The following is a 20,591-nucleotide window of genomic DNA, read 5'->3' as shown; positions in this document are numbered from 1 at the left end:
ATAACAACGGAGGAAAATGTGTCCTACTATGCCAGATACGAATGCCTGTCGGTCGAGGTTGCGGACAAGGTCGCGACCGTGACCTTGAACCGGCCGCAAGCACGCAACGCCATCAATCAGAAGCTGATCCGCGAACTCCGGACCATCTGGGACGATCTGGCTGACGATCACGCCGTCAATGTCGTGGTGCTGACCGGGGCGGGCGACTTCTTCAGCGTCGGTGGCGACGTGAAAGCGATGTCGGAGCGGCCGGGCGGCGACGTCCTCGAAGAGGGTGAAGTCCACGACCCCATGATCAGCCGCCGTGGCGTGACCCGCCAGCTCGAGCTCGACAAGCCGATCATTGCAGCGATCAACGGCGACGCCATCGGCCTCGCCGCGACCCACGCGCTTCTTTGCGACATCACGGTGATGGCGGAAGACGCGCGCATCGGCGATACCCACGTCTCGCGCGTCGGGCTCGTCGCCGGCGACGGCGGCACCGTGATCTGGCCGCTGCTGATCGGCATCAACAAGGCCAAGGAGTACCTGATCCGCGGCACGCTCCTGAAAGGCGCGGAGGCTGAGCGGATCGGGCTGGTCAACCACGTTGCGCCGCGTGCGGAGGTGCTCGCCAAGGCCCGCGAAATCGCGATTGAGCTAGCCAACGGCCCGACCTGGGCCATTCGCTGGACCAAGCTGTCGATCAACCAGGTCATCAAGGACCGCGTGAATATGATGCTGGAGGCCTCGATGGCGCTCGAGCAGGTGACGTTCGAGACCGCCGACCACAAAGAGGCGACCATGTCGTTCAAGGAGAAGCGCAAGCCGAAATACGGCAAGGCATAATCTCTCATGGATGCGGCCGGGCCTCCGAGCGACGATATCGCCGAGATGCTGCGGGATTCCCTGCGCGGGTTTCTCGAAGCGCATTGGGCCGCGGGCGGTGGCACGGAACGCCCGTCCCCGGACGATATCTCGGCGATCTGGGGCAAGCTCATCGGGCAGGGGGTAGCTGCGCTCGGTTCTGGCCCTGACGAAGGCGGCCTTCGCGAAATCCTGGTGGCGATGGAAGAACTTGGCCGTGCCACGTGTCCGGCGCCGATGTGGTCCGCCGCGCTGGCCAACCTTGCGCTCTCGGGCTCGCGGGCGGATGCCGCGGTGGAGCTGCTGCAAAAGCTGCATGCCGGCACGGTGGTGGCTGCTTTCTCCTTCGGCGCCCGCGACCCTGATGTGGGCGCAGGATCGATCCGGATTGACGGCTCGTGCGCAACAGGCGTGCTTCGTTTCGTCGAGGCGGCCGGTGCCACACATCTTCTCGTGGCCGTTGATGCGTCCCATCTCGCCCTCGTTCAACTGGATGCATCAGGCATTGTCCTCACGCCGACGCGCGCCATGGGCGCTTGGGGGCTCTGCGAGGTGCGGTTGGACTCGGCGCCGCTGACGCTGCTTCCGCTTGAGGGCGCCAATCTCGACGATATCAGCCTCAAGGCCCAGGTAGCATTGCTGGGGCGGGCATATGGCGCGGCCCGGCGGGCGTTCGAGCTGGCCGTGGACTATGCCAAGGAGCGTCACCAGTTCGGGCAACCAATCGCAAAGTTCCAGGCGATTCAGCACAAGCTTGCGAATGGCCTCATTGCGCTCGAAGGCGTCAGCCTCATCGTGGATCATGCGGGCAGACTGCATGACATCGGCGATCGCAACTGGCGCTATTTCGCCGACTGCGCGGTCGCCTTTGGCGGCGACGCGCTGCGGCGCGTGTCGCTCGAGACCCAGCATATTTTCGGCGCCATTGGCTATGCCGAAGAGCACGAGGCCGCGCGACATTTCAAGCGCGTGCACCTGGACACGGTCGCGCTCGGCGGTGCGCCCGAGGCGCGGCGGCGGCTGGCTTCGTACTTGCTGGATCGTGGCGGCGCGCCGCTGCCGCACTACGATCTCGGTCCGGCCGGCAACGAGCTCCGCGACCAGGTGTGGCGATGGCTCGATCAGAACTGGTCGGGAGACAGGAAGGCGAGGTTCGACGAACAGCCGTTTGAAAAGCGTGAGTTCGACGCTGGCTTCGCGCGCGATATCGGCAAGACCGGATGGATCGGCCTCGGTTGGCCAAAGGAATTCGGCGGGCAGGGGCGTTCTCCGTTGGAGCAGATCGCATTCATGGAGACGATGGAGCAGGGCGAAGCACCGCGCATCGGCGCGTCGATCCAGGCCAATGCGCTAATGATGTTCGGCACGCCGGAGCAGCAGCAGAAATACCTGCCGGAAATCCTGCGGGGCGAGGCCATGCACGGCATGGGCTACAGCGAGCCCCAGGCCGGCTCCGATCTCGCCGCGCTGCGCACCAGCGCGGTGCGAGACGGCGAGCACTGGGTCATCAACGGCCAGAAGATCTGGACCACGACCTGGTGGGGCCAATACATGTTTCTTGCAGCCCGGACCGACAGGAACGCCAAGCCGCCGCATGCCGGCATCAGCATGTTCATCGTCCCGATGAATGCGCCGGGCATTACGATCCAGCCGGCGGGCACGATGTATGACGGCACGTTTGCCAACATCTTCTATGACGACGTTCGCATTCCCCTGGAAAACATCGTCGGCGAGGTCAATGGCGGCTGGAAAGTCCTGACGGGCGCGCTCGCCTTCGAGCGCGGTCTGGTCGGCGGCGGCATCGTGCTGAAGGTGGCTCATGCCTTCGAGCAACTGCGCCGGCATGTGATGGCGGCCGAAGGCGATCGGCCGCCGCTCGCTCAGGATCCGGTCGTGCGCGACAAGATGGCGACTCTTGCCTGCGAAATCGAAGTTGGCCGGCAACTGATGATGCGCTGCGCCGAACTCGCGGCCGACGGCGTGACGCCGCCGGAATACGGCGCGATCAGCAAGGTCTATTCCGGCGAACTGATGGAACGCTTCGGCGAGGCGGCGCTCGATATTCTCGGCATGCGCGCCGCGATTTCCGAGCAGATGTCGGGCGCGATCGACAATGGACGGTTTGAACAGAACCTGCGGCATTCGCTGATGTGGGTGATCAGCATCGGGACCAACGAGATACAGCGCAGCCTGATCGCCCAGCGCGGGCTCGGGCTACCGAGATAGGAGGCAGGCAGCATGCAGGATGAAACATCGACATCACCCCTCAAGGGTGTGCGGGTGCTGGATTTCTCCATCATGCTGGCCGGGCCCTATTGCGCGCGGCTGCTGGCGGATGTCGGCGCGGAAGTGATCAAGGTCGAGCCGCCGGAAGGCGACGAGATGCGCCTGCGCGCGCCGGTGCGGGACGGCCACAGCGCCTATTTCGGCCAGCTCAATGCCGGCAAGCGGAGCATCGCGCTCGACCTGAAATCACCTGATGCGATCAGGCTCGTCCATCGTATGGTCGAAGACACCGACATCCTGGTCGAGAATTTCCGACCCGGTGTGATGGAGCGCCTGGGTCTCGGATATGAGGCGCTGCGAAAGATCAATCCGGGACTGATTTATTGCTCGATCTCCGGCTACGGCCAGACCGGCCCGCAGGCCGAGCGCGCCGCCTATGCGATGATCGTTCATGCCGAAAGCGGCTTCGATCGCACGCTGATGCGGTATGCCGGCGACCGCGACCGGCCGGCGGCAGGTGCGGTGTTCGTCGCCGATGTTCTCGGCGGCATTTTCGGCTTCTCGGCGATTCAGACGGCAATGGTGCAGCGCGCGCGGACCGGCGAAGGACAGCGCATCGATGTCGCCCTGATGGACTGCATGCTGAACCTCTTGGTGTATGAGCTGCAGGAAGCGCAGTTCTCCAGGCCGATGCCGCGGCCGACCTACGGGCCCGTGCGCACTGGGGATGGCGACATCCTGATCGCGCCGGTGTCGGCGCGCAATTTTGCGGCCCTTCGCGAGCTGACTGGCCTGCCGGAGCTCTCGTCCGACCCGCGGTTCGCATCGGTGCCGGCGCGCGGCGCGAACTGGACCGCGATGATGCAGGTCATCGAAAAATGGACCATGCAATACACAATGGACGAATGCCTTGCCATGCTCGACGGGGCCGGCATTCCCTGCGCGCGCTTTCGAGACCCGGCCGAAGCGCTGAACGATTCCGATCTCGCCGGTCGCAGCACATTCGCACCGATCGCTGACGCCGCCGGCGAGTTCAAGGGTGTCAACGCGCCGTGGCGAATGTCGGGTGCGCGTAGTGCGATCGGGCGGGAAATTCCGTCCATAGGATCGCACCGCGACGACGTGCTCGAACGCGTGCTTGGCCTGTCCGCTGATGAAATCGCAAAACTGGCCGCCTCCGGCGCGTTCGGAAAGCTCGCCAGAACGGCAGCGGAATAGAACCGGCCGGAGAGAAAGACTGCATCAAAAAGCAAAAGAGACGACCTGATGGGAGGATCGACGTGAAACGACTTCATTTCTTGGCTCTTGCGCTCGGGCTTGTGGTTCTTGCCGGAACTGCCGCCGCAGACAATTATCCGTCGCGGCCGATCCGGCTCATCGTGCCATATCCCGCCGGCGGTTCGACCGACATCATGGCGCGCGCACTGCAGGAGCCGATGGCCAAGCTCCTCGGCCAGCCGCTCGTTATCGACAACCGCGGGGGCGCGGCGGGCACCACCGGCGCCAACGAAGCCGCCCGGGCGGATCCGGATGGCTACACGCTTTTGTTTGCAAACAACGGTCCGATCTCGATCGCCCCACTGCTTCAAAAGGGCGTCGATTTCGATCCGCTGAAGAGCTTTGCGCCGGTCTCGCTGGTCTCCAAAGCGCCGCTGGTCCTGGTTGCGAGCGAAAAGGTGCCGGTGAACGATGCCGCCGGCCTGATTGCCTACGCCAAGGCGCAGGGCAAGCCGATGCTGTACGCGACTGCCGGACCGGGGTCGCTCGGACATCTCAGCACGGAGCGCTTTCTCAACCAGGCCGGGCTGCAGATGGTCCACGTCCCATACCGCGGCCAGGCACCGACAACGCTCGCGATCTTCGCTGGCGAGGTCGACATCCTGCTCACGACAACATCCGACACGCTGAACGAGCATATCCGGTCCGGCAAGGTGAAGCTGCTCGGCGTCTCATCGCCCGAGCGCTCCGCCGTTGCTCCCGGTGCCACGCCCATCGGTAATGTCTTGAAGGGATACTCAGTCGAAACCTGGTTCGGGCTGCTGGCTCCCGCGGGTACGCCGCCCGAGATCATCAGCAAGCTCAACGCTGCCATCAACACGACGCTGGCGATGCCGCAATTGCGCGACCGCTTCTTGGCCTACGGCGTCGAGGCCGCTACCAGTACTCCCGCCGAACTGTCCGCCATCATAGCGGCCGAAATTCCCGCCTGGCGCAAGGTCATCGAGGATCGCAACGTCAAGACCGAGTAGTGGCTCGAAGATAATCGGGCTTGCTCGAATCAGAAGGTGCCGGGATAGGCGCCGCCGTCGATCAGAATGTTTTGCCCGGTGATGTAACCGGCCTGCGACGAGCACAGGAACGCGCAGGTCGCGCCGAATTCATCGGGATGGCCGAACCGCCTGGTCGGATTGGCTGTTCTGATCTCCTCAGTCACGGTGCTGACCTCGCGCGACGAATTCCGGGCCAGCGCCGCCAGATTGGATTTGAGGCGGTCGGTATCGAACGTGCCGGGCAGCAGGTTGTTGACCGTCACGTTGTGCTCGGCGACCGACCGGGCCAGTCCCGCGACAAAACCCGTCAAGCCGGTGCGCGCGCCGTTGGAAAGTGCAAGCATCGCGACCGGCGCCTTGACGGCATGTGAGGTGACATTGACGATGCGACCGAACTTGCGCGCGATCATGCCGTCGATGGTCGCCCTGATCAGCGCGATCGGCGCCAGCATGTTGCCATCGAGCGCCTTGATCCAGTCCTCACGCTCGAACTTGCGGAAATCTCCGGGTGGCGGTCCGCCGGCATTGTTGATGAGAATGTCGGGAGCCGGGCAGGCGGCGAGAATGGCGTCGCGGCCTTCTTTGGTGGTCACATCGGCAATGACGGTTTTGGGCTGGTTGCCGGTCGCAGCCGCGACCTCGCTGGCGGCGCTCTCCAGCACATCCCCGCGGCGTGCCGCGATGATGAGGTTGACTCCTTCGCGGGCGAGCGCCATCGCGCTCGCCTTGCCAAGGCCCTGGCTTGCCGCGCACACGATCGCGGTGCGCCCCTTCAATCCCAGATCCATGTGTTCTGTTCCAATCAGGAGTTCGGCAGGGCCATGCCCGCGGGTTTGGAGCCCCACATGCAAAAACTGGTCGGCTCAAAGCCGAATTGCCGCGGCCGGTGCGTCGCCTCGTCTTCGATCTCGTCGACGCCGACCGAATATTCGAAGATCATGCCGTCCGGGCCCATGAAGTAGAGGAAGCGCGCGCCTGAGGTCGGATGGCGGCCGGGGCCGAACACGATCGGCACGCGCCGCTCATTGAGGAAGTAGTAGGAGCGCAGCACGTCGTCGCTGGTCCCGACCTGGTGGTTGATGTGCTGGATGCCGGCCTTGGGCGCACGCACCAGCGCAATGGTGTGGTGGATCGCATTGACGCGCATCAGCGGAATGTCGCCGATCCGGTCGCTGACGCGGGCGTTGCACACTTGCGTCCAGAACCGCTCGTCGCGCGCCGGATCGGTGGAGTTGAGGCCGATATGGCTGAAGCCGGTGATCCCGGCATCGCGGCTGGCGAAATAGCGCCGGCCGCTGCGCTCCGGCCGCACCACCAGTTCAATGTGATTGCCCGTCGGATCGCGAAAGCCGATGAAGGCTCTTACCTTGCGCCGCTCGGCTTCCTGCGCGGTCCCTGCGTGGACGGCATGCCCGAGCGCTTCCAGCGTTGAGGCCGCTTCCTGCAGGCTCGCCTCGTCCTCGACCTCGAAGCCGACGGTCTGGTCATCAGGGTCGCCTTCCATGTAGCACAGCGTGTGCGCACGCTCGTCGGAGCGAAGGTAGAGGTCCTTCTTGCCGCGCTCGGCAATCTGCAGGCCGAGACAGGCGGTCGCGAAATGCTCGGCCGATTCGAGATCTGGCGAACCGAGGCGGACGTAGCTCACATCCTTCAGCTGGATCATGTTGTTCTCCTGTTCATCGGCCCGGCGCTCAGTTCCGGTACGTCCTTGCTTTCGCTGCCCCAGTCGCAGAGCGAGGAGGCAGCAAGCGGGAATTGCCGCGCCAGCCGCGGCTTGCCGTCGAGTTCCGCCATGCCGTTCACGTAGGAGAAGACCAGGCCGTCCGGTCCCTCGACATGCAGGAACATCTGCCGCGACGCCGCCTCGCGGCCCGGGCCCTGCACGATCCTGATCTGGCTTTCCTGCATGAAGTAGCTGTTCTGCATGATCTGATCGAGCGCCTCGACCTCGAACGCCGCATAGAGCAGCCCATTGCGGTTCGACGGATAGAGCGCGATGCGGTGGTGCAATCCGTCGATCCGCAGATAGGCGATCTCGCCGACCCAGTCGCTGACCTCGGCGCCGAGCGCGCGCCAGAATGCGAGGTCGCGTGCGTGATCGGTGCTACGAAGGCCGACGCCATGAAACGCGACGATGCCGGCATCGCGCGGTGGAAAATAACGCCGTCCGCTTCGCGTCGGGCGCACCGCCAGATCGATCCGGTTGCCGGATGCGTCTTCGGTCAGCAGCGCCGACTGCACGTACCGGCGTTTGCACTCGCTGGCTGAGGCCTCCTGGACCGTGAAGCCGAGTGCGCGCAATCGCCCGCCGATTTCCTCCAGCGCCGTATCATCCCAGACCTCGATCCCGACGCTGGCGCCATCTGCGGCGTTCTGGCCAAGGCTCACCGTGCGAAACCGGTCGTCGGAACGAAAGGCGATTTCGCCATCCTGATCGGCGACGCGTTGCAGGCCGAAAATATCGGACACAAAGCGTGCGCTGGCGCCCGGCTCGCTGACGGCGAGGCGCACGTAGCAGACCGAGGTGATCAGGGGGGTGGTGCGGCCGTTGTTCATCGCGCCCGCGCCTTCGGATGCTGGGATTCCAGGAAAATCTTGATCATCCGCCGCCACACCGCGAACAGCTCGTCGAACCATTTGGGGTCGTTGTCCCACAGCGTGCGCAGCGCCATGCCGCGCACCAGACTGAGCGTCAGGGCGACGATGTCGGCTGACAGCGACGGCGGCACGCCGCTCGCGGCCAGCGCTTCGGTCCAGGCCGTCTCGACCGGCCGGCGCGCCTTGCGGGAGATATCAAGGATCTGCTTGCGCACGGCCTGATCGGTCGACGTCGACAGCACGATGTCGATCGCCACCAGGAAATGCTCGCTGAAGAAGAACTCGCGCGCGTCCTCGATCACGGCTTCGATCAGGTCGCGCGGCCGATTGACGGCCGCCGCGCGGCGGCGGCTTTGGATCTGGGCTTGCTCGAAGACGTACTCGAGGGTGGCGACCACAAGCGAATCCTTGGTCGGGAAATGATGAAGCTGCGCCCCACGGGAAAGTCCCGCTTCGGCGGCGACGTCGGCGGTCCGAAAGCGGGCGTAGCCGCGCCGGCGAATGAGTTCGGAAGCGGCCTTGAGGATGCGCGTGCGGGTTTCCTCGGTCCGCTCGGCCTGGGTTCTTCGCCGGGCGGTGCCGAGCGGGCGGCGCGCGGATTTCAGCGGGGCGGGGACACGGTCAGGACGGTTCGCCATTTCTAGACCTCGATCTGAACGTTGCCGTCAACGATAGTGACGGGATATGTTTTCAGTGCGATCTCGCAGGGCATGCCGGTCGGCTCGCCGGTGGTCACGTCGAAGGTGCCGAAGTGGAACGTGCACTCGACGGTCCTCCCGGTGATGATGCCTTCTTCCGCAAGCGACGCCTCGCCATGGGTACACATGTCGGCGGTGGCGTAGATCGCGCCGTCGACCCGGTAGAGCGCCACGTTGGAGCCATCTGGCAGCGGCGCCTGCTTGATTTCACCTTCGACCACTTCATTGGCCGCGCAGAGAACGACTGTTTCACCCATATCAAGACCTAGAGCATGGTGCTGCCGCCGTTGACGCTGATGACCTGTCCAGTCACGAACGACGCTTCGGCGGAAGCGAGATAGGAAACCATCGAGGCGACTTCTTCCATTTCGGCCGGACGGCCCATGGGAATGACGCTGACGAACTTGGCGGCGAGCGCGGGGTTGCTCTTGGTGATCGCCACCATCTGCGGCGTGTTGACCGCGCAGGGGGCGACCGTATTGACCGTGATGCCGTCCTTGGCGAATTCACGTGCCATGCCTGTCGTAAGGCCATGAACGCCGCCCTTGGCCGCGTTATAGGCGGCATGATCCCACAGGCCGTTGCGGACTGAATCGGCGCCGAGGTTGATGATGCGGCCATACGCCTGCTCGCGCATCCTGGGAACCGCGTACCAGGAGCACCACAGCACGGTCCAGAGATTGCGGTCGATGGTGGTTTTCAGGGTTTCCGGCGTTTGTTCGACGAATGCCCTGATGATGCCGCCGCCGGCGTTGTTGATGAGGATGTCGAGGCGGCCGAAGCGCTCGCTCGCGAGATTGATGGTTTTTTCCGCCGTGCCCTGATCGGAGAGATCGCCGGCATGGCTGGTGACCTCGGCGCCGAACTCTTTGCCGAGATGGGCGGCGGCCTGTTTCAGCCCGGCCTCGTCGAGGTCGGCGAGCACGAGCTTGGCACCGTCCCGCGCCAACCGCTCGGCGATCGCGAGGCCGATGCCCTTGGCCGCACCGGTGACGATGGCGACATTATCCCTGAGCTTTTGATCCATTGCCTGCCTTGCTTTCACAGAATGATGCTGACGCGGCCCTGGGCGCGAAGACCTTCGCTGTCCAAGAGGCAGCGCTTTTCCTTGATCCGGAAGGTGCCGTTGCCGGGCACCAGACGATACCGGTTGCTGCCGAAATACGTGTCGGTGACGCCATCCTTGGTGCGGTAGGTGATAAAGGCCGAACTCACCTCGATATCGTCGCCGATATGCTTTCTGATACGGACGTTGCTGACGAGGTGTCGTGTCCGCGAATGCGGGAACTCGGCATGCGCGGTTCGTTTCATCAAGCGCTTGACCCGCTCGCTGAGACGGAAGCGGTCGTCGGCGACATAGAACAGGTTGTTGTCGGGCGAAGCGTCGACGGCCAGATCCGTCGCCGGGACATAATAGATCGCGTCGTCGGTGAACAGCTCCAGCCATTCCGGAAGCCGCCATTCATCCAGCAGTTCGGCTTCGGCGAACAGGAAATCCTCGACGTCGGTACGGGCTATGGTGTGCATCGCGGTTACTCCGTCGCTCATGCCGGCACCTTGAAAATATGCTCGTTCCAGTTCGACCAGAACGCGCGCATCTGCAATTCGTCGTCGTAGGACGGGTTGTCCTTGCTCATGCCTTTCGAAATGTCGTTCCACTGCGCCTCGGCGGAGTTGCGAAAACCGCGCTGGCACTGTTCGAGCGCCTCGACGTCGTCAGGTGTTGCAAAGCCGCCGGGCCCGAGAAATTCCAGGAAGTTGAACAGCCGGTACTTCCGCGCCCATTCGGTCTCTTCCTTGGGGGCCAGGGCCCAGGCGCTGATGTTCATGAAGTCGGGCGCGGCGGGATAATAGGTTCGCACCGTCACGGCCATGATGTCGTTGATCACCAGGTTCGGGAAGATAAACAGATTGCGGTTGAAGGTGGCGATGCGATCGGCGCGTTCCTTGCCGAAACGCTTCACCAGGCCATCATAGAGACGGGTAAGCTCGCGTTTTCCTTCTTCGCCCCATGAGGGAATCCATTGCGCGACGGGGCGACCCCACGGCGCCTTGTACTCGAGCACGGCATGTCCTTTGCCGAGATCGCGCGCCGAGCCCTCAAAGGCGACCTGAGCCAGCGCGCCGGTCGCCGACTTCAGATAGTCCAGATAGGTCGCATGCGTCGTCAACGCGTGGTAGCCGTCGATGCTGTTCTCGGTCAGCAGCTTCCAGTTCGCCCGCATCGAGTATTCCTGCGTGCCGCCGACGATGATCATTCCCATCTCGGCCTGATCGCAGATCACATCGAGATACTCCTTCACCGGACCCAGATAGTCCGAGAGACTTTCGACGCCCTTGTCGAAGCAGAGGAAATTGAGATCGCGGTAGCTCTCGAACCGAGCCACCTGCTGCATGTTGGAGGTCGAGCGCTCCTTGAAATCCTCGGCGTAGGAGGACTCGCCAGGCTGGCTGCGCAGCGTTCCATCGAGCCCAAATACCCAGCCGTGATAGAAGCATTGGAAGGATTTGGCGCTGCCGTGCTTTTCGCGGCAGACCTGCGCACCGCGATGCGGGCAGGTGTTGAGCATCGCCTTGAGATTGCCCTTGCCATCGCGCGCGAACAGGATGTTCCGCCCCCCGACCGAGCGTGTGACGAAATCCCCGGGCTTGGCGAGTTCGGAGCTATGGCCGAGGTAGAGCCAGCATTTGTCGAAGATCTGCGCCCGCTCGGCCTCCAGAATATCGGGATCGACAAAGGCCCGGCGCGAAACCTTGAATATCTTCTTGCCTTCATCGATCATGAGCGCGGTATTCATCCGTTGGAACGCGTTCATTGCTGTTTCTCCCTGGAAATTTCTTTGCTTTTCATTTCAAGGCGGCCCGCAGATCGTAGGCGGGCGATTCAAGGTCGGCACGTGACGGCTTGGCGTTCGCTGCGATTACACGCTTGAGCATGGCCATCTCCTTGGCGGCATTGACCGACAGCGCGCCGACCACTTCCGAGCCGCGCATCGCTACAACCGAGAATTTTCCAGAACGTTCATCGCCGCGGACGATGTGGTCGCTGTCGAGCATGTCACCGGCGACCTGAATGTTCAGGTCATACTGGTCGGTCCAGAACCAGGGCGGGTCGCTGTATTCTCTGGCCTCGCCGATCATGTTCGCCGCCACCGAAATCGCCTGGTTCTGCGCATTGGCCCAGGTCTCGACACGGATCGCGCGGCCGTGACATCGTCTCCATTGCAGGGCGGCATCGCCGGCGCAGAATACGCCTGAGGCCGCGGTGCGGCCGCAGGCATCGACGGCGATTCCGACTTGCGACGGCAAACCAAGCCGTTCCGCGACCGTCGGCACCGGTTCGACGCCAATGCCGATCAGCACCAGATCCGCTTCGATTTCTTCGCCATTGCTGAGCTGAACGCCATCAGGCGTACTTCCGGTGACGGTCGCGCCAAAGATGAAGTTGACGCCATGGCTGCGATGGCTGGCGGCGACGATGTCGCTGACGAGCGGCGGGAATGCCCGGGCCAGCAAGCGCGGCTCGCTCTCGATCACCGTGACACGACATCCATTCCTGGCCGCTGCGCAGGCCGCCTCCAGCCCGATCACGCCGCCGCCGACGATCACGATCCGGGATTGATGTTGAACGGATTTGCGAAAGCGCAGCGCATCCTCGACGTTGCGCAGGTACTGAATTTCAAGGCCCGGGTTTTCCAGTGCAGCAAGCCGGCGAGGCCGCGTTCCCGTCGCGATCAGCAGGCGATCGTAGGCGAACAAACGGCCATCGGCCGTGGTAACCGTGCGGCGGTCGGCGTCGCAATCGGTTACTGCCGCACCGGTTTCGAGCCGAACGTTCAGGACGTCGCTCCAATCCTGGGTCTGTTTGAGATAGGCAACCGCCACTCCCGGGCTGTGCAGCATCGCCTTGGACAATTGCGGCCGCTCGTAGGGCGGGTGGGGCTCTTCGCCGAGCATGGTGATGGCGCCCTGAAAGCCGCGGGCGCGCAACGCTTCCGCTGCACGGCCCCCGGCCTGGCCTGCTCCTGCAATCACGATGTTTTCGATTGGCGCCGACAATTTCCGCTTTCGCTCCCTGACGCGATCTTGATCGTCGCGCCGTTTTCATAAAGCCGGTCGAGCGAGGTTCGCAAAACCCTGCCGTCCATTCTTCGATTGCATCCATATTAAAAACAGTCCAACCTGCTTGTAAAGTGACATCGCAGGTTCCGCCCGGAGAATGTGCGGAATTAGTGCGGTGCATGACAATATCGAGGAAGCGCGTTGTGGCCGAGGCCATCGATACTCATACTCATTTCGTTCCCGGCAGCATTCCGCAGCACGCCGGGCGCAATCCGCTCTGGCCGTCGATCGAACGCAAGGGCGCGGATGGGGCCGCGGTGATGGTCGGCGGCAAGGTGTTCCGCGTCATCGATTCCCGAAGCTGGGACGCCAACCGCCGCATCCATGACATGTCGGCCGACGATGTCGACGTGCAGGTCGTCTCGCCAATGCCGGAACTGCTGTCGCACTGGTTTCCGGCCGCGGATGCCGACGCGTTGTGCCGGTGTATCAATGAGGGCATCGCTGAACTCTGCCATGCGAACCCCAGGAAATTCATCGGCATCGGCATGGCGCCGATGCAGGATGCGTCTCTCGCCGTCAAACGGCTGGAAGAGATCAAATCTCTCGGCCTGCGCGGCATCGAGATCGGCAGCCACATCAACGGTATTCCGCTCGGCGATATCAGGCTGCACGATATCTATGCCGCGGCCGAGCAGGCGGGGCTGCTGGTGATGGTCCATCCGCTGCACCCGCTCGGTCTCGACCGCATGGGTGGCCGGCCCGAGCTGGCGGCGGTCGCTGCATTTCCGCTCGAAACCGCTTTTGCCGCCGTGTCGCTGATGACCAACGGTGTGACTGAGCGCTTCCCAGATCTGCGGATCCTGCTCAGCCATGGCGGCGGCGCGCTGCCTTGGATCCTGCCACGGCTGCGGCACGCCCGGAGTATCGGACCGCCGCTAAATAGCCTATTTCCGCGCGATCCCGGCGAGATGGTGAAGTCGTTCTACTACGACACCATCCTCTATGACGATGTCGCGTTGGACTATCTGGTGACCAAGGTCGGCAAGGACCGCATTGTGGCCGGGTCGGACTATCCGTTCATGATCAAACAGGATCGGCCGGTCGAGTTTGCCGAGCGGGCGCTGGGCCTCGCGCGTGAAACGTTTATGAGCAATGCAAAGGGCTTGTTGGGTCTCGACATCAGGGCCCCCGGCTTGAAGCGAATGTGAGGGGAGGCTGTTCTGGCTACCTGTTATTCCTATCGTCAATTCTGTTCGCTTGGGCTTCTCCCGCCGCGTACGCCGGCAAGGCCGGACCCGCAGGTGCCGCGCGACCGCGCATTGGGTCCGTGCGCGCATGGCAAAATCGGTGCATTTTACTTCTATGCGGAGGGCTCGCGCGACGATCCCGCGTTCGGCTTTTGCGACATCGAGGTTTCGATCCAGGCGGTAGCGACCGGGAAAATGCGAGTCGAACTCTATTGCATCGCTGACGGCTACCAGACCGCACGCGGTGTCGGCGCCAGGCATCCGCTCAAGATCGCGATGATGGCAAAGGACCGGGTGGTGGCTGTGGCGACCTGGCATTTCGCCGACGTGATCTGCGGCCACGCCGATCCCATGAACTTCGCAACCGATCTTGATATTGCGGATGAATTGTTCGCGCAGATCGACCGGATTGAACTGCAGGAAACCAAAGGCGAATCCAGGGCGTGCGAGTAGAAGGGTAGGCCGTGCTGATGCGCGCCGACACCGCTACCTACGGGCCCGTGACAAAAGAAACCGGCTAACTTGCTTGTAAGGTAAAAAATAGTATGCTAGTGTACCGTTAAATTGAGATCCGTTCAAGCGGGCTACACGGGAGGGGAGCATGATCCGGAAATTTGGATTGATAGCCGCGGTTGCCGTGATGGCCGTCGCAACGACCGGTGATCTGTCGGCCGCCGAGAAGAAGTACGGGCCCGGCGTCACCGACACCGAGATCAAGCTCGGCCAGACCGTGCCCTATAGCGGGCCGGCATCGGCGTTCTCCAGCTACGGCCGCGTGATGACCGGCTATTTCAAGATGGTCAACGAGGCGGGCGGCATCAACGGCCGCAAGATCAACATGATCTCGCTCGACAACGCCTTCAGCCCGCCGAAGGCAATCGAACAGACCCGAAAACTGGTCGAGAATGACGAGGTGCTGGCCGATGTCGGTACCGTGGGCAGCACACCGAATGTCGCGATCCAGAAATATCTGAACGGCGCCAAGGTGCCTCACATCTTCGTGTCTGCCGGCGGCCGGCGTTTCGCCGATCCGCAGAACTTCCCCTGGACCGTGCCGATGTATCCGGGCTTCGAGATGGAGGGGAAGACGTTCGGGCAGTACATCCTCAAGCACAAGCCGGCGGCCAAAATCGGCGTGCTGTATCAGAACGATGATTACGGCAAGGACTTTCTGGTCGGCCTGAAGGCTGGGCTCGGCGACAAGATCAAGATCGTGGCCGAAGTGACCTATGAAATAACCGAGCCGACCATCGACTCCCAGATCGTTCGCCTGAAGGATTCCGGCGCCGACACGTTGCTGTACTTCTCGACGCCGAAATTCACTGCGCAAGGCCTGCGCAAGGTGAAGGAGACGGGCTGGACGCCGCTGCAGTTCCTTGCCAGCCCGACCAATTCAGTCAAGACGGTGCTGGAGCCGGCCGGCTTCGACAACGCGCAAGGCATCATCACGACGCAATTCACAAAGCAGGCTGGTGATCCGGCCTGGGCCGATGACGCCGAGGTGAAGGAGTATGTGGAGTTCATGAAGAAGTGGGTGCCGAACGACAATCCCGGCGATTTCGTCGCCCTGTCGGGCTATGTCAACGTGCAGGGTATCGTCAAGGCGATTACGAAGTGCGGAGACGACCTGACGCGGGAAAATCTCCTGAAACAGGCGACCAGCATGAAGGGCACGCGTCTCAAGATGATGCTGCCCGGAATCCAGCTCAACACCACGCCGCAGGACTACGCACCCTACGAATCGCTGCGCATGGCGAAATTTGAAGGTTCGTCCTGGAAGCTGATCGATGAGGTTGGAACGTCAGCGTCGGCGAAATGATGACGTCCGGTTGATCAGTCGGTTGGATCGCATTTTCAAGATATAGCGCGGCCCAAGTGCAACGGTCGAAGCGATCGCTACAGCATCGGCTCGAACTGGCAGTGGACGAGCAGTTCGGAGACCGACACGTTGTTCGGCAGCATGAGGGCGGTTTCGACCAGTTGGGCGATGTCGCCCGGCTGGCTCATCTCGTGACGGGGAATCTCGTGGTCGTTCAGCGTCCGGCATCACCCCCGCGAACGCCGCACAAAACTCACGATCACGGAGCATACCGAGGGCGGCGTGCTGGTACGGTTTGGTACTTCCGAGCTCTGGTCGAGGGCATCATGCCAGGCCACATCACGTTTGCGAGCGACTTCCTCCTCAATTGATCGCTGTGCGCCCCGTCAGCTGAAAAGGGACCGCGGCTCGCGCGCGGCCGGCGACGGGCCTCTCGGCGGTTATATTATTCTCGCGAAAATAATATAACCGCCCGTCCAGCATGAATTTCGACCAGTTTGGAGTCGCACATGTTCGTGCTTCATCACATTGAGAGAGCAAGATAAGATATCGAAATATCAAGACTATCGCTTTTCCGTCGCGCCCATGATGGATGAGAACGAGAATTCAAGTTTTTCAATTGCTTAGAAGGCGGCGGGTGCACGATGTGTGCACCGGGAGATCAAAAAAACTTGCAACAACCAATATGAGCGGGCTGAACTGAACGCGCTGCGGCGTCAGTGGTGGGCTGATGTTGAATTGTCGTTCGTTCGGTCTGCTCATCCACCGCGAAATTGCGGGCGACGCTTGGCTATGAAGGCGGCGATTCCCTCTTGCGCGTCATCCGTGCGGCTGGCCGCTACGATAGAGTCTTTTTCAGCTTCGAGCTGATCCGACAGGCCGGTTTCAAATGACTGCCTCAGCATGCGGCGGACGGCGCCGAAGGCGCGTGTCGGACCTGCGGCAAGTGTCGCGGCGAGGGCGGCTGCCTGGTTCTCGACGGCATCATCAGGAGCCAGGCGCGATACCAGTCCGAAGTCGAGCGCTTCCTGAGCGGTGAGGCGACGGTTGAGCAGGAACAGCTCCTGGACGCGTCGCATCCCGACCATGCGCGGCAGGAACCAGGTGTTGCCGCCATCGGCAGTCAGGCCGAGCGCCCCATAACCCAGCGCAAATCGCGCGTCGTCGGCGGCCACGACAATGTCGGCGGCGTAGAGCAGGCCCAATCCGCCGCCACCCGCGCCGCCGCGCACCGCGGCGACAACAGGCGCGTCGATGCTGGTCAGTCTCTCGATGGCCAGATGATAGCTGTCGATCATGCGGCGCAGCCGGTTTGGCAATTGCTCGCGTGCGGTTCCTGCGAACAGGCCGAGGTCGCCGCCGACCGTAAAATTCGGCCCGTTGCCGGCGATCAGCACGGCGCGGACATCCGGCCTTTCCGCAATCTGTGTTGCAGCTTCGGCGAGATCCGCGGCCATGCTTTCGTCGATTGCATTGCCCTTGTCCGGACGGTTCAGCCGCAAGGTTGCAACGCCGAATTCGAAATCAAGCAGCACGGTCCGTAGCGGCCCCGCGGCGTCATGCCAGCGTGCGGTGTCGGTGAACTGCTCGAGCGACTTGATGCGCCCCTGGTCGATCGCGATTAGATGGGCAAAGGCGGCGTTGAGCGCGGCGCCGCCTTGCTTGCCGCGGCCGCGGTAACGGCCGGTCACCAGCAGACGGCCATCGGCGAGATCGAGAAACCGTTCCGGCTCGGCGCGCGCCTCGAAATGCCGGGCGATGGCTCCCCAACCATTGCGCCGCATGGCCGCGGGTCCTTCATGATCGCCGCCGATGCCGAACGGCATGCCCTCGGCGGTGCGGCCGGTGAATTCCGGATGCAACAGCGCGTCGAGCTGATCGCGGTCGCCAGCGGCGAGCGCGGCGTAGAGCGCGCGGGCCAGATCGGCTGGGCTGACTTCTTCCATTCCTATGATCCTCCTAGCAAATTCGCTGTTCTCGCGGCTGAACGGAAAATTCCCTTGAAGCCGCCAAGCGCCGGTGCTATTATTCGAACGGTCAGTCGGATTATTTTTAGCCCAAGCCGCAGGTTTCCGCAAGAGAAGCCCTGGGCAGCCAACGGGAGGTGCAGCGATGAACGTCGTGCCGCGCGCGTCGCAGTGGGGCGAATTGATCCGGCCGGATCGGGTGCATGGCTCGCTCTACAGCGACCCCGCGATCTTCGAAGCCGAATTGCAGAACATCTGGTACCGCACCTGGGTCTATGTCGGGCATGAGAGCGAGGTCCCGAACGCGAACGACTACGTCGTCAAGTCGATCGGGCCGCAATCGGTTATCATGACCCGCGACGAACAGGGCAAGGTCAATCTGTTGCTCAATCGCTGCTCGCATCGCGGCAATCAGGTCTGCTCCTATGACAAGGGCAACGCGCGTTCGTTCACATGCCCGTTCCATTCCTGGACCTTCGCCAATGACGGCCGTCTGGTCGGCTACGCCTTTCCCGACGGTTATGAAGGCCAGGACAAGTCAAAGCTGGCGTTGGGGCGCGTGACGCGGGTGCAATCCTATCGCGGCTTTGTGTTCGGCTCGTTTGCCGCCGAAGGCCCTGATCTGGAAGAGCATCTCGGCGGTGCGGCCGAAACCATCGATCGTCTGGTTCGTTTCTCGCCGGAGGGGGAGGTCGAGGTTACCGCGGGCTTCCTCAAGCATCGCGTCAAGGCCAACTGGAAATTCATCCTGGAGAACGAATGCGACGGCTATCATCCGGCCTTTGTGCATTCCTCGATCTTCGGTGTCGCCGACAGCGCGATCGGCAAGCTCTATGGCGGCGCCTCGACGGCGGTGACGCGTGACTACGGCAACGGCCATACCGAGATCGATTTGCGGCCCGAATTTCGCAAGCGCGACGCGCCGATGAGCTGGTTCGGCACCACCGAAGAGCGGCTGCCGGAGTATACGTCGCGGATGAAGGCGGCCTATGGCGACCAGAAGGCGCGCGAGATCATGATCGACGGCACGCCGCATGTGATGATCTTTCCGAACCTGTTCATCGCCGAAATCCAGATGTTCGTGATCCAGCCGCTCGCGGTCGACGACAGCGTGCAGCATGTCACCGCGTTGCAGTTCAAGGGGGCGCCGGACATGAATCGGCGTTTGCGCCAGCAGACCATGGGATCGGTCGGTCCCGCTGGATTGCTGCTCGCCGACGATTCAGAGATGTACGAGCGTTGCCATCGCGGCGTGCTGGCGCGCAACCCCGAATGGATTTTCCTCGGCCGCGGCGCGAATCGCGAGCGCCAGGACGAACTCGGCTTCAAGGTCGGCCACGTCACCGATGAAATCCCGTCGCGCGGCATCTGGCGGCACTATCGCAGTCTGATGGAGGCGGTGTGATGCTGTCGCGTGACAGCAGCGCAACGCTGGCGAGCGCGGTAACGGCCTTCATCTACAAGGAGGCGCGGCTGCAGGACGAGCACGCGTATGAGGCCTGGGAGGCGCTCTGGACCGATGACGGCGTTTATTGGGTTCCGGCCAATGGCGACGATATCGACCCCGAAAAGGAAATGTCGATCATTTACGACAATCGTTCGCGCATTTCGCTCCGCATCAAGCAGTTGCTGACCGGCAAGCGCCACACCCAGACGCCGCAATCGCGGCTGCGGCGGCTCGTCTCCAACATCGAATTGCTGGACGAGCAGGCCGGCGGCGATATCTCGGTCGCCAGCAACAGCATGGTGTTCGAATCCAGTCTGCGCGACGACACGATTTGGGCCGCCCGCAACGAATACCGGCTGCGTTACGTCGATGGCGAGCTGCGGATGGCGTACAAGAAGGTGATCCTGGTCAACAACGAGAAAGCGCTGTTTACGCTCTCGTTCCTCATCTAGAGCGGAGCGTTTTCAAGCGAAGTGGAATCCGGTTCGCGTGAAGAAAATGCGTCAAAAAAAGAATCTAGCCAAAGGCGGAAAATTGCCATGATCGATAAAGGCCCCGTTCTGCTCGATATCTCAGGCGGCATCGCGCGGCTGCGGCTCAACCGTCCCGATGCCGCCAATGGCATGAGTGCTGAATTGCTCAGCGCGCTGTGCGACGCCATCATGGTCTGCCATAGTCAGCCGGATTTGCGCGTGCTGCTGCTGAGTGGGGAGGGCACGAATTTTTGCGCGGGCGGTGATATCAGAGCGTTTGCATCGAAGGGCGAGAAGCTTCCTGACTACATCAGGCAAGCCACGGCATATCTGCAGAACGCGGTGACGGGATTGCTGCGGCTGGAGGCGCCGGTGATTACCTCAGTGCAGGGATTTGCGGCAGGTGGCGGCGGCTTCGGCCTCGTCTGCGCGTCCGACATCGTCATATCAGGCGAATCCGCCAAATTCCTCGCAGGCGCGACGCGAGTCGCGATGGCGCCTGACGCGGGCGTCTCCGTTACGCTGTCGCGGCTGGTGGGTTTGCGCCGGGCGATGTCGATCCTACTCACAAATCCGGTGATATCGGCGGCGGAAGCTCTGGAAATCGGCATCGTCACCAAGGTCGTTCCGGATGCCGAGCTGGCCGAGGCGTCGCTCGCCATGGCGCGGGAACTGGCGGCGGGCGCACCGAAAGCGCTGGCCGCGACCAAGCGGCTGGTCTGGGCCGGGACCGGTACCAGCATCGAGCAATGCCTGTCCGAGGAAGCGCGCACCGTGTCCGAGCTGTCTGGCATGGCCGACGCGCGGGAAGGGCTCGCCGCCGTGATCGAGCGGCGCAAGCCTATCTTTACGGGACGCTAAAGCGGGATGGAGTTAGGTTGAATCGATTTGGGATTCCCAAATCAGTAGGTTTCTGATTCACCATGCTGGCTGGA

20 protein-coding genes are annotated in these 20,591 nt (G+C 62.7%); 10 read left to right on the top strand and 10 right to left on the bottom strand.

All coding sequences use genetic code 11. The features are described 5' to 3' along the window. Positions 1-18: 18 nt before the first annotated feature. The 4 genes from JQ609_RS32705 (at position 19) to JQ609_RS32690 (ending at position 5,321) form a co-directional block, all read left to right on the top strand. Entirely contained in the window at positions 19-828 is an 810-nt protein-coding gene (locus tag JQ609_RS32705; RefSeq protein WP_312014924.1) for an enoyl-CoA hydratase-related protein, read from the top strand. A 6-nt stretch (positions 829-834) separates the two neighbouring features. Beyond that, on the top strand, positions 835-3,072 hold the full coding sequence (locus JQ609_RS32700) for an acyl-CoA dehydrogenase (RefSeq protein ID WP_212276742.1): 2,238 nt from the start codon (positions 835-837) through the stop codon (positions 3,070-3,072). A 12-nt stretch (positions 3,073-3,084) separates the two neighbouring features. Continuing rightward, positions 3,085-4,290 (top strand): CaiB/BaiF CoA-transferase family protein, encoded by a 1,206-nt coding sequence (locus JQ609_RS32695; RefSeq protein WP_212276741.1) that lies wholly within the window; start codon positions 3,085-3,087, stop codon positions 4,288-4,290. A 62-nt stretch (positions 4,291-4,352) separates the two neighbouring features. Continuing rightward, a complete protein-coding gene (locus JQ609_RS32690; protein WP_212276740.1) occupies positions 4,353-5,321 on the top strand; it encodes a tripartite tricarboxylate transporter substrate binding protein in 969 nt (322 codons plus the stop codon). Positions 5,322-5,350: 29 nt separating this feature from the next. Here JQ609_RS32690 and JQ609_RS32685 read toward each other — a convergent pair whose 3' ends face one another. The 9 genes from JQ609_RS32685 to JQ609_RS32645 all read right to left on the bottom strand — a co-directional run bounded on the left by JQ609_RS32685 (position 5,351) and on the right by JQ609_RS32645 (position 12,673). Beyond that, positions 5,351-6,058 carry an SDR family oxidoreductase gene (locus JQ609_RS32685; protein WP_409411218.1) on the bottom strand — a complete coding sequence of 236 codons (708 nt, stop codon included), beginning with the start codon at positions 6,056-6,058 and terminating at the stop codon, positions 5,351-5,353. 86 nt (positions 6,059-6,144) lie between these two features. Continuing rightward, on the bottom strand, positions 6,145-7,005 hold the full coding sequence (locus JQ609_RS32680; protein ID WP_212208319.1) for a VOC family protein: 861 nt from the start codon (positions 7,003-7,005) through the stop codon (positions 6,145-6,147). After that, positions 7,002-7,898, bottom strand: coding sequence for a VOC family protein (locus JQ609_RS32675; RefSeq protein ID WP_212276738.1), 897 nt, complete (start codon positions 7,896-7,898; stop codon positions 7,002-7,004). Before JQ609_RS32675 ends, JQ609_RS32680 begins: the two co-directional genes overlap by 4 nt. Next, the gene (locus JQ609_RS32670; protein ID WP_212208321.1) at positions 7,895-8,578 is read right to left on the bottom strand and encodes a TetR/AcrR family transcriptional regulator; all 684 of its coding nucleotides are present in this window, start codon (positions 8,576-8,578) and stop codon (positions 7,895-7,897) included. Before JQ609_RS32670 ends, JQ609_RS32675 begins: the two co-directional genes overlap by 4 nt. A gap of 2 nt (positions 8,579-8,580) precedes the next feature. Further along, complete coding sequence (locus JQ609_RS32665) at positions 8,581-8,895, bottom strand: non-heme iron oxygenase ferredoxin subunit (RefSeq protein ID WP_212208322.1); 315 nt, start codon at positions 8,893-8,895, stop codon at positions 8,581-8,583. An 8-nt stretch (positions 8,896-8,903) separates the two neighbouring features. After that, entirely contained in the window at positions 8,904-9,665 is a 762-nt protein-coding gene (locus JQ609_RS32660) for an SDR family oxidoreductase (RefSeq protein WP_212208323.1), read from the bottom strand. Between the two features lie 14 nt (positions 9,666-9,679). Beyond that, on the bottom strand, positions 9,680-10,186 hold the full coding sequence (locus JQ609_RS32655; RefSeq protein ID WP_212208324.1) for an aromatic-ring-hydroxylating dioxygenase subunit beta: 507 nt from the start codon (positions 10,184-10,186) through the stop codon (positions 9,680-9,682). Further along, positions 10,183-11,454: a Rieske 2Fe-2S domain-containing protein gene (locus JQ609_RS32650; RefSeq protein ID WP_212276737.1), complete on the bottom strand. Its 1,272-nt coding sequence runs from the start codon at positions 11,452-11,454 to the stop codon at positions 10,183-10,185. Before JQ609_RS32650 ends, JQ609_RS32655 begins: the two co-directional genes overlap by 4 nt. A 31-nt stretch (positions 11,455-11,485) precedes the next feature. Next, positions 11,486-12,673 (bottom strand): FAD-dependent oxidoreductase, encoded by a 1,188-nt coding sequence (locus tag JQ609_RS32645; RefSeq protein WP_212276736.1) that lies wholly within the window; start codon positions 12,671-12,673, stop codon positions 11,486-11,488. Between the two features lie 230 nt (positions 12,674-12,903). Between JQ609_RS32645 and JQ609_RS32640 the strand changes: the two genes are divergently transcribed. The 3 genes from JQ609_RS32640 (at position 12,904) to JQ609_RS32630 (ending at position 15,769) form a co-directional block, all read left to right on the top strand. Further along, positions 12,904-13,911, top strand: coding sequence for an amidohydrolase family protein (locus JQ609_RS32640; protein ID WP_212276735.1), 1,008 nt, complete (start codon positions 12,904-12,906; stop codon positions 13,909-13,911). A 93-nt stretch (positions 13,912-14,004) separates the two neighbouring features. Further along, complete coding sequence (locus JQ609_RS32635; protein ID WP_212276734.1) at positions 14,005-14,403, top strand: hypothetical protein; 399 nt, start codon at positions 14,005-14,007, stop codon at positions 14,401-14,403. 148 nt (positions 14,404-14,551) lie between these two features. Further along, positions 14,552-15,769 carry an ABC transporter substrate-binding protein gene (locus JQ609_RS32630; RefSeq protein ID WP_212276733.1) on the top strand — a complete coding sequence of 406 codons (1,218 nt, stop codon included), beginning with the start codon at positions 14,552-14,554 and terminating at the stop codon, positions 15,767-15,769. Between the two features lie 758 nt (positions 15,770-16,527). Here JQ609_RS32630 and JQ609_RS32625 read toward each other — a convergent pair. Next, positions 16,528-17,715, bottom strand: a complete 1,188-nt coding sequence (locus JQ609_RS32625; RefSeq protein ID WP_212276732.1) for an enoyl-CoA hydratase-related protein — start codon at positions 17,713-17,715, stop codon at positions 16,528-16,530. Between the two features lie 166 nt (positions 17,716-17,881). Between JQ609_RS32625 and JQ609_RS32620 the strand changes: the two genes are divergently transcribed. The 3 genes from JQ609_RS32620 (at position 17,882) to JQ609_RS32610 (ending at position 20,517) form a co-directional block, all read left to right on the top strand. Continuing rightward, entirely contained in the window at positions 17,882-19,141 is a 1,260-nt protein-coding gene (locus JQ609_RS32620; protein ID WP_212276731.1) for a Rieske 2Fe-2S domain-containing protein, read from the top strand. Next, positions 19,141-19,635 (top strand): aromatic-ring-hydroxylating dioxygenase subunit beta, encoded by a 495-nt coding sequence (locus JQ609_RS32615; protein WP_212208332.1) that lies wholly within the window; start codon positions 19,141-19,143, stop codon positions 19,633-19,635. Before JQ609_RS32620 ends, JQ609_RS32615 begins: the two co-directional genes overlap by 1 nt. A gap of 87 nt (positions 19,636-19,722) precedes the next feature. Continuing rightward, a complete protein-coding gene (locus JQ609_RS32610; RefSeq protein WP_212276730.1) occupies positions 19,723-20,517 on the top strand; it encodes an enoyl-CoA hydratase/isomerase family protein in 795 nt (264 codons plus the stop codon). The last annotated feature ends 74 nt before the right edge of the window (positions 20,518-20,591 follow it).

It is taken from the genome of Bradyrhizobium sp. AUGA SZCCT0169, assembly GCF_018130085.1.
Classification (GTDB): domain Bacteria; phylum Pseudomonadota; class Alphaproteobacteria; order Rhizobiales; family Xanthobacteraceae; genus Bradyrhizobium.
The sequence above is the reverse complement of the archived record's forward strand: the minus strand, read 5'-3'. Positions and strand labels throughout refer to the sequence as shown.

What these genes read in the sequence shown, in the direction of transcription:
- JQ609_RS32700 (WP_212276742.1), top strand. Translation starts at nt 835, where the DNA reads ATGGATGCGGCCGGGCCTCCGAGCGACGATATCGCCGAGATGCTGCGG.
- JQ609_RS32695 (WP_212276741.1), top strand. Translation starts at nt 3,085, where the DNA reads ATGCAGGATGAAACATCGACATCACCCCTCAAGGGTGTGCGGGTGCTG.
- JQ609_RS32685 (WP_409411218.1), bottom strand. Translation starts at nt 6,058, where the DNA reads ATGGCGCTCGCCCGCGAAGGAGTCAACCTCATCATCGCGGCACGCCGC.
- JQ609_RS32680 (WP_212208319.1), bottom strand. Translation starts at nt 7,005, where the DNA reads ATGATCCAGCTGAAGGATGTGAGCTACGTCCGCCTCGGTTCGCCAGAT.
- JQ609_RS32675 (WP_212276738.1), bottom strand. Translation starts at nt 7,898, where the DNA reads ATGAACAACGGCCGCACCACCCCCCTGATCACCTCGGTCTGCTACGTG.
- JQ609_RS32670 (WP_212208321.1), bottom strand. Translation starts at nt 8,578, where the DNA reads ATGGCGAACCGTCCTGACCGTGTCCCCGCCCCGCTGAAATCCGCGCGC.
- JQ609_RS32665 (WP_212208322.1), bottom strand. Translation starts at nt 8,895, where the DNA reads ATGGGTGAAACAGTCGTTCTCTGCGCGGCCAATGAAGTGGTCGAAGGT.
- JQ609_RS32660 (WP_212208323.1), bottom strand. Translation starts at nt 9,665, where the DNA reads ATGGATCAAAAGCTCAGGGATAATGTCGCCATCGTCACCGGTGCGGCC.
- JQ609_RS32655 (WP_212208324.1), bottom strand. Translation starts at nt 10,186, where the DNA reads ATGAGCGACGGAGTAACCGCGATGCACACCATAGCCCGTACCGACGTC.
- JQ609_RS32650 (WP_212276737.1), bottom strand. Translation starts at nt 11,454, where the DNA reads ATGAACGCGTTCCAACGGATGAATACCGCGCTCATGATCGATGAAGGC.
- JQ609_RS32630 (WP_212276733.1), top strand. Translation starts at nt 14,552, where the DNA reads ATGATCCGGAAATTTGGATTGATAGCCGCGGTTGCCGTGATGGCCGTC.
- JQ609_RS32625 (WP_212276732.1), bottom strand. Translation starts at nt 17,715, where the DNA reads ATGGAAGAAGTCAGCCCAGCCGATCTGGCCCGCGCGCTCTACGCCGCG.
- JQ609_RS32620 (WP_212276731.1), top strand. Translation starts at nt 17,882, where the DNA reads ATGAACGTCGTGCCGCGCGCGTCGCAGTGGGGCGAATTGATCCGGCCG.
- JQ609_RS32615 (WP_212208332.1), top strand. Translation starts at nt 19,141, where the DNA reads ATGCTGTCGCGTGACAGCAGCGCAACGCTGGCGAGCGCGGTAACGGCC.
- JQ609_RS32610 (WP_212276730.1), top strand. Translation starts at nt 19,723, where the DNA reads ATGATCGATAAAGGCCCCGTTCTGCTCGATATCTCAGGCGGCATCGCG.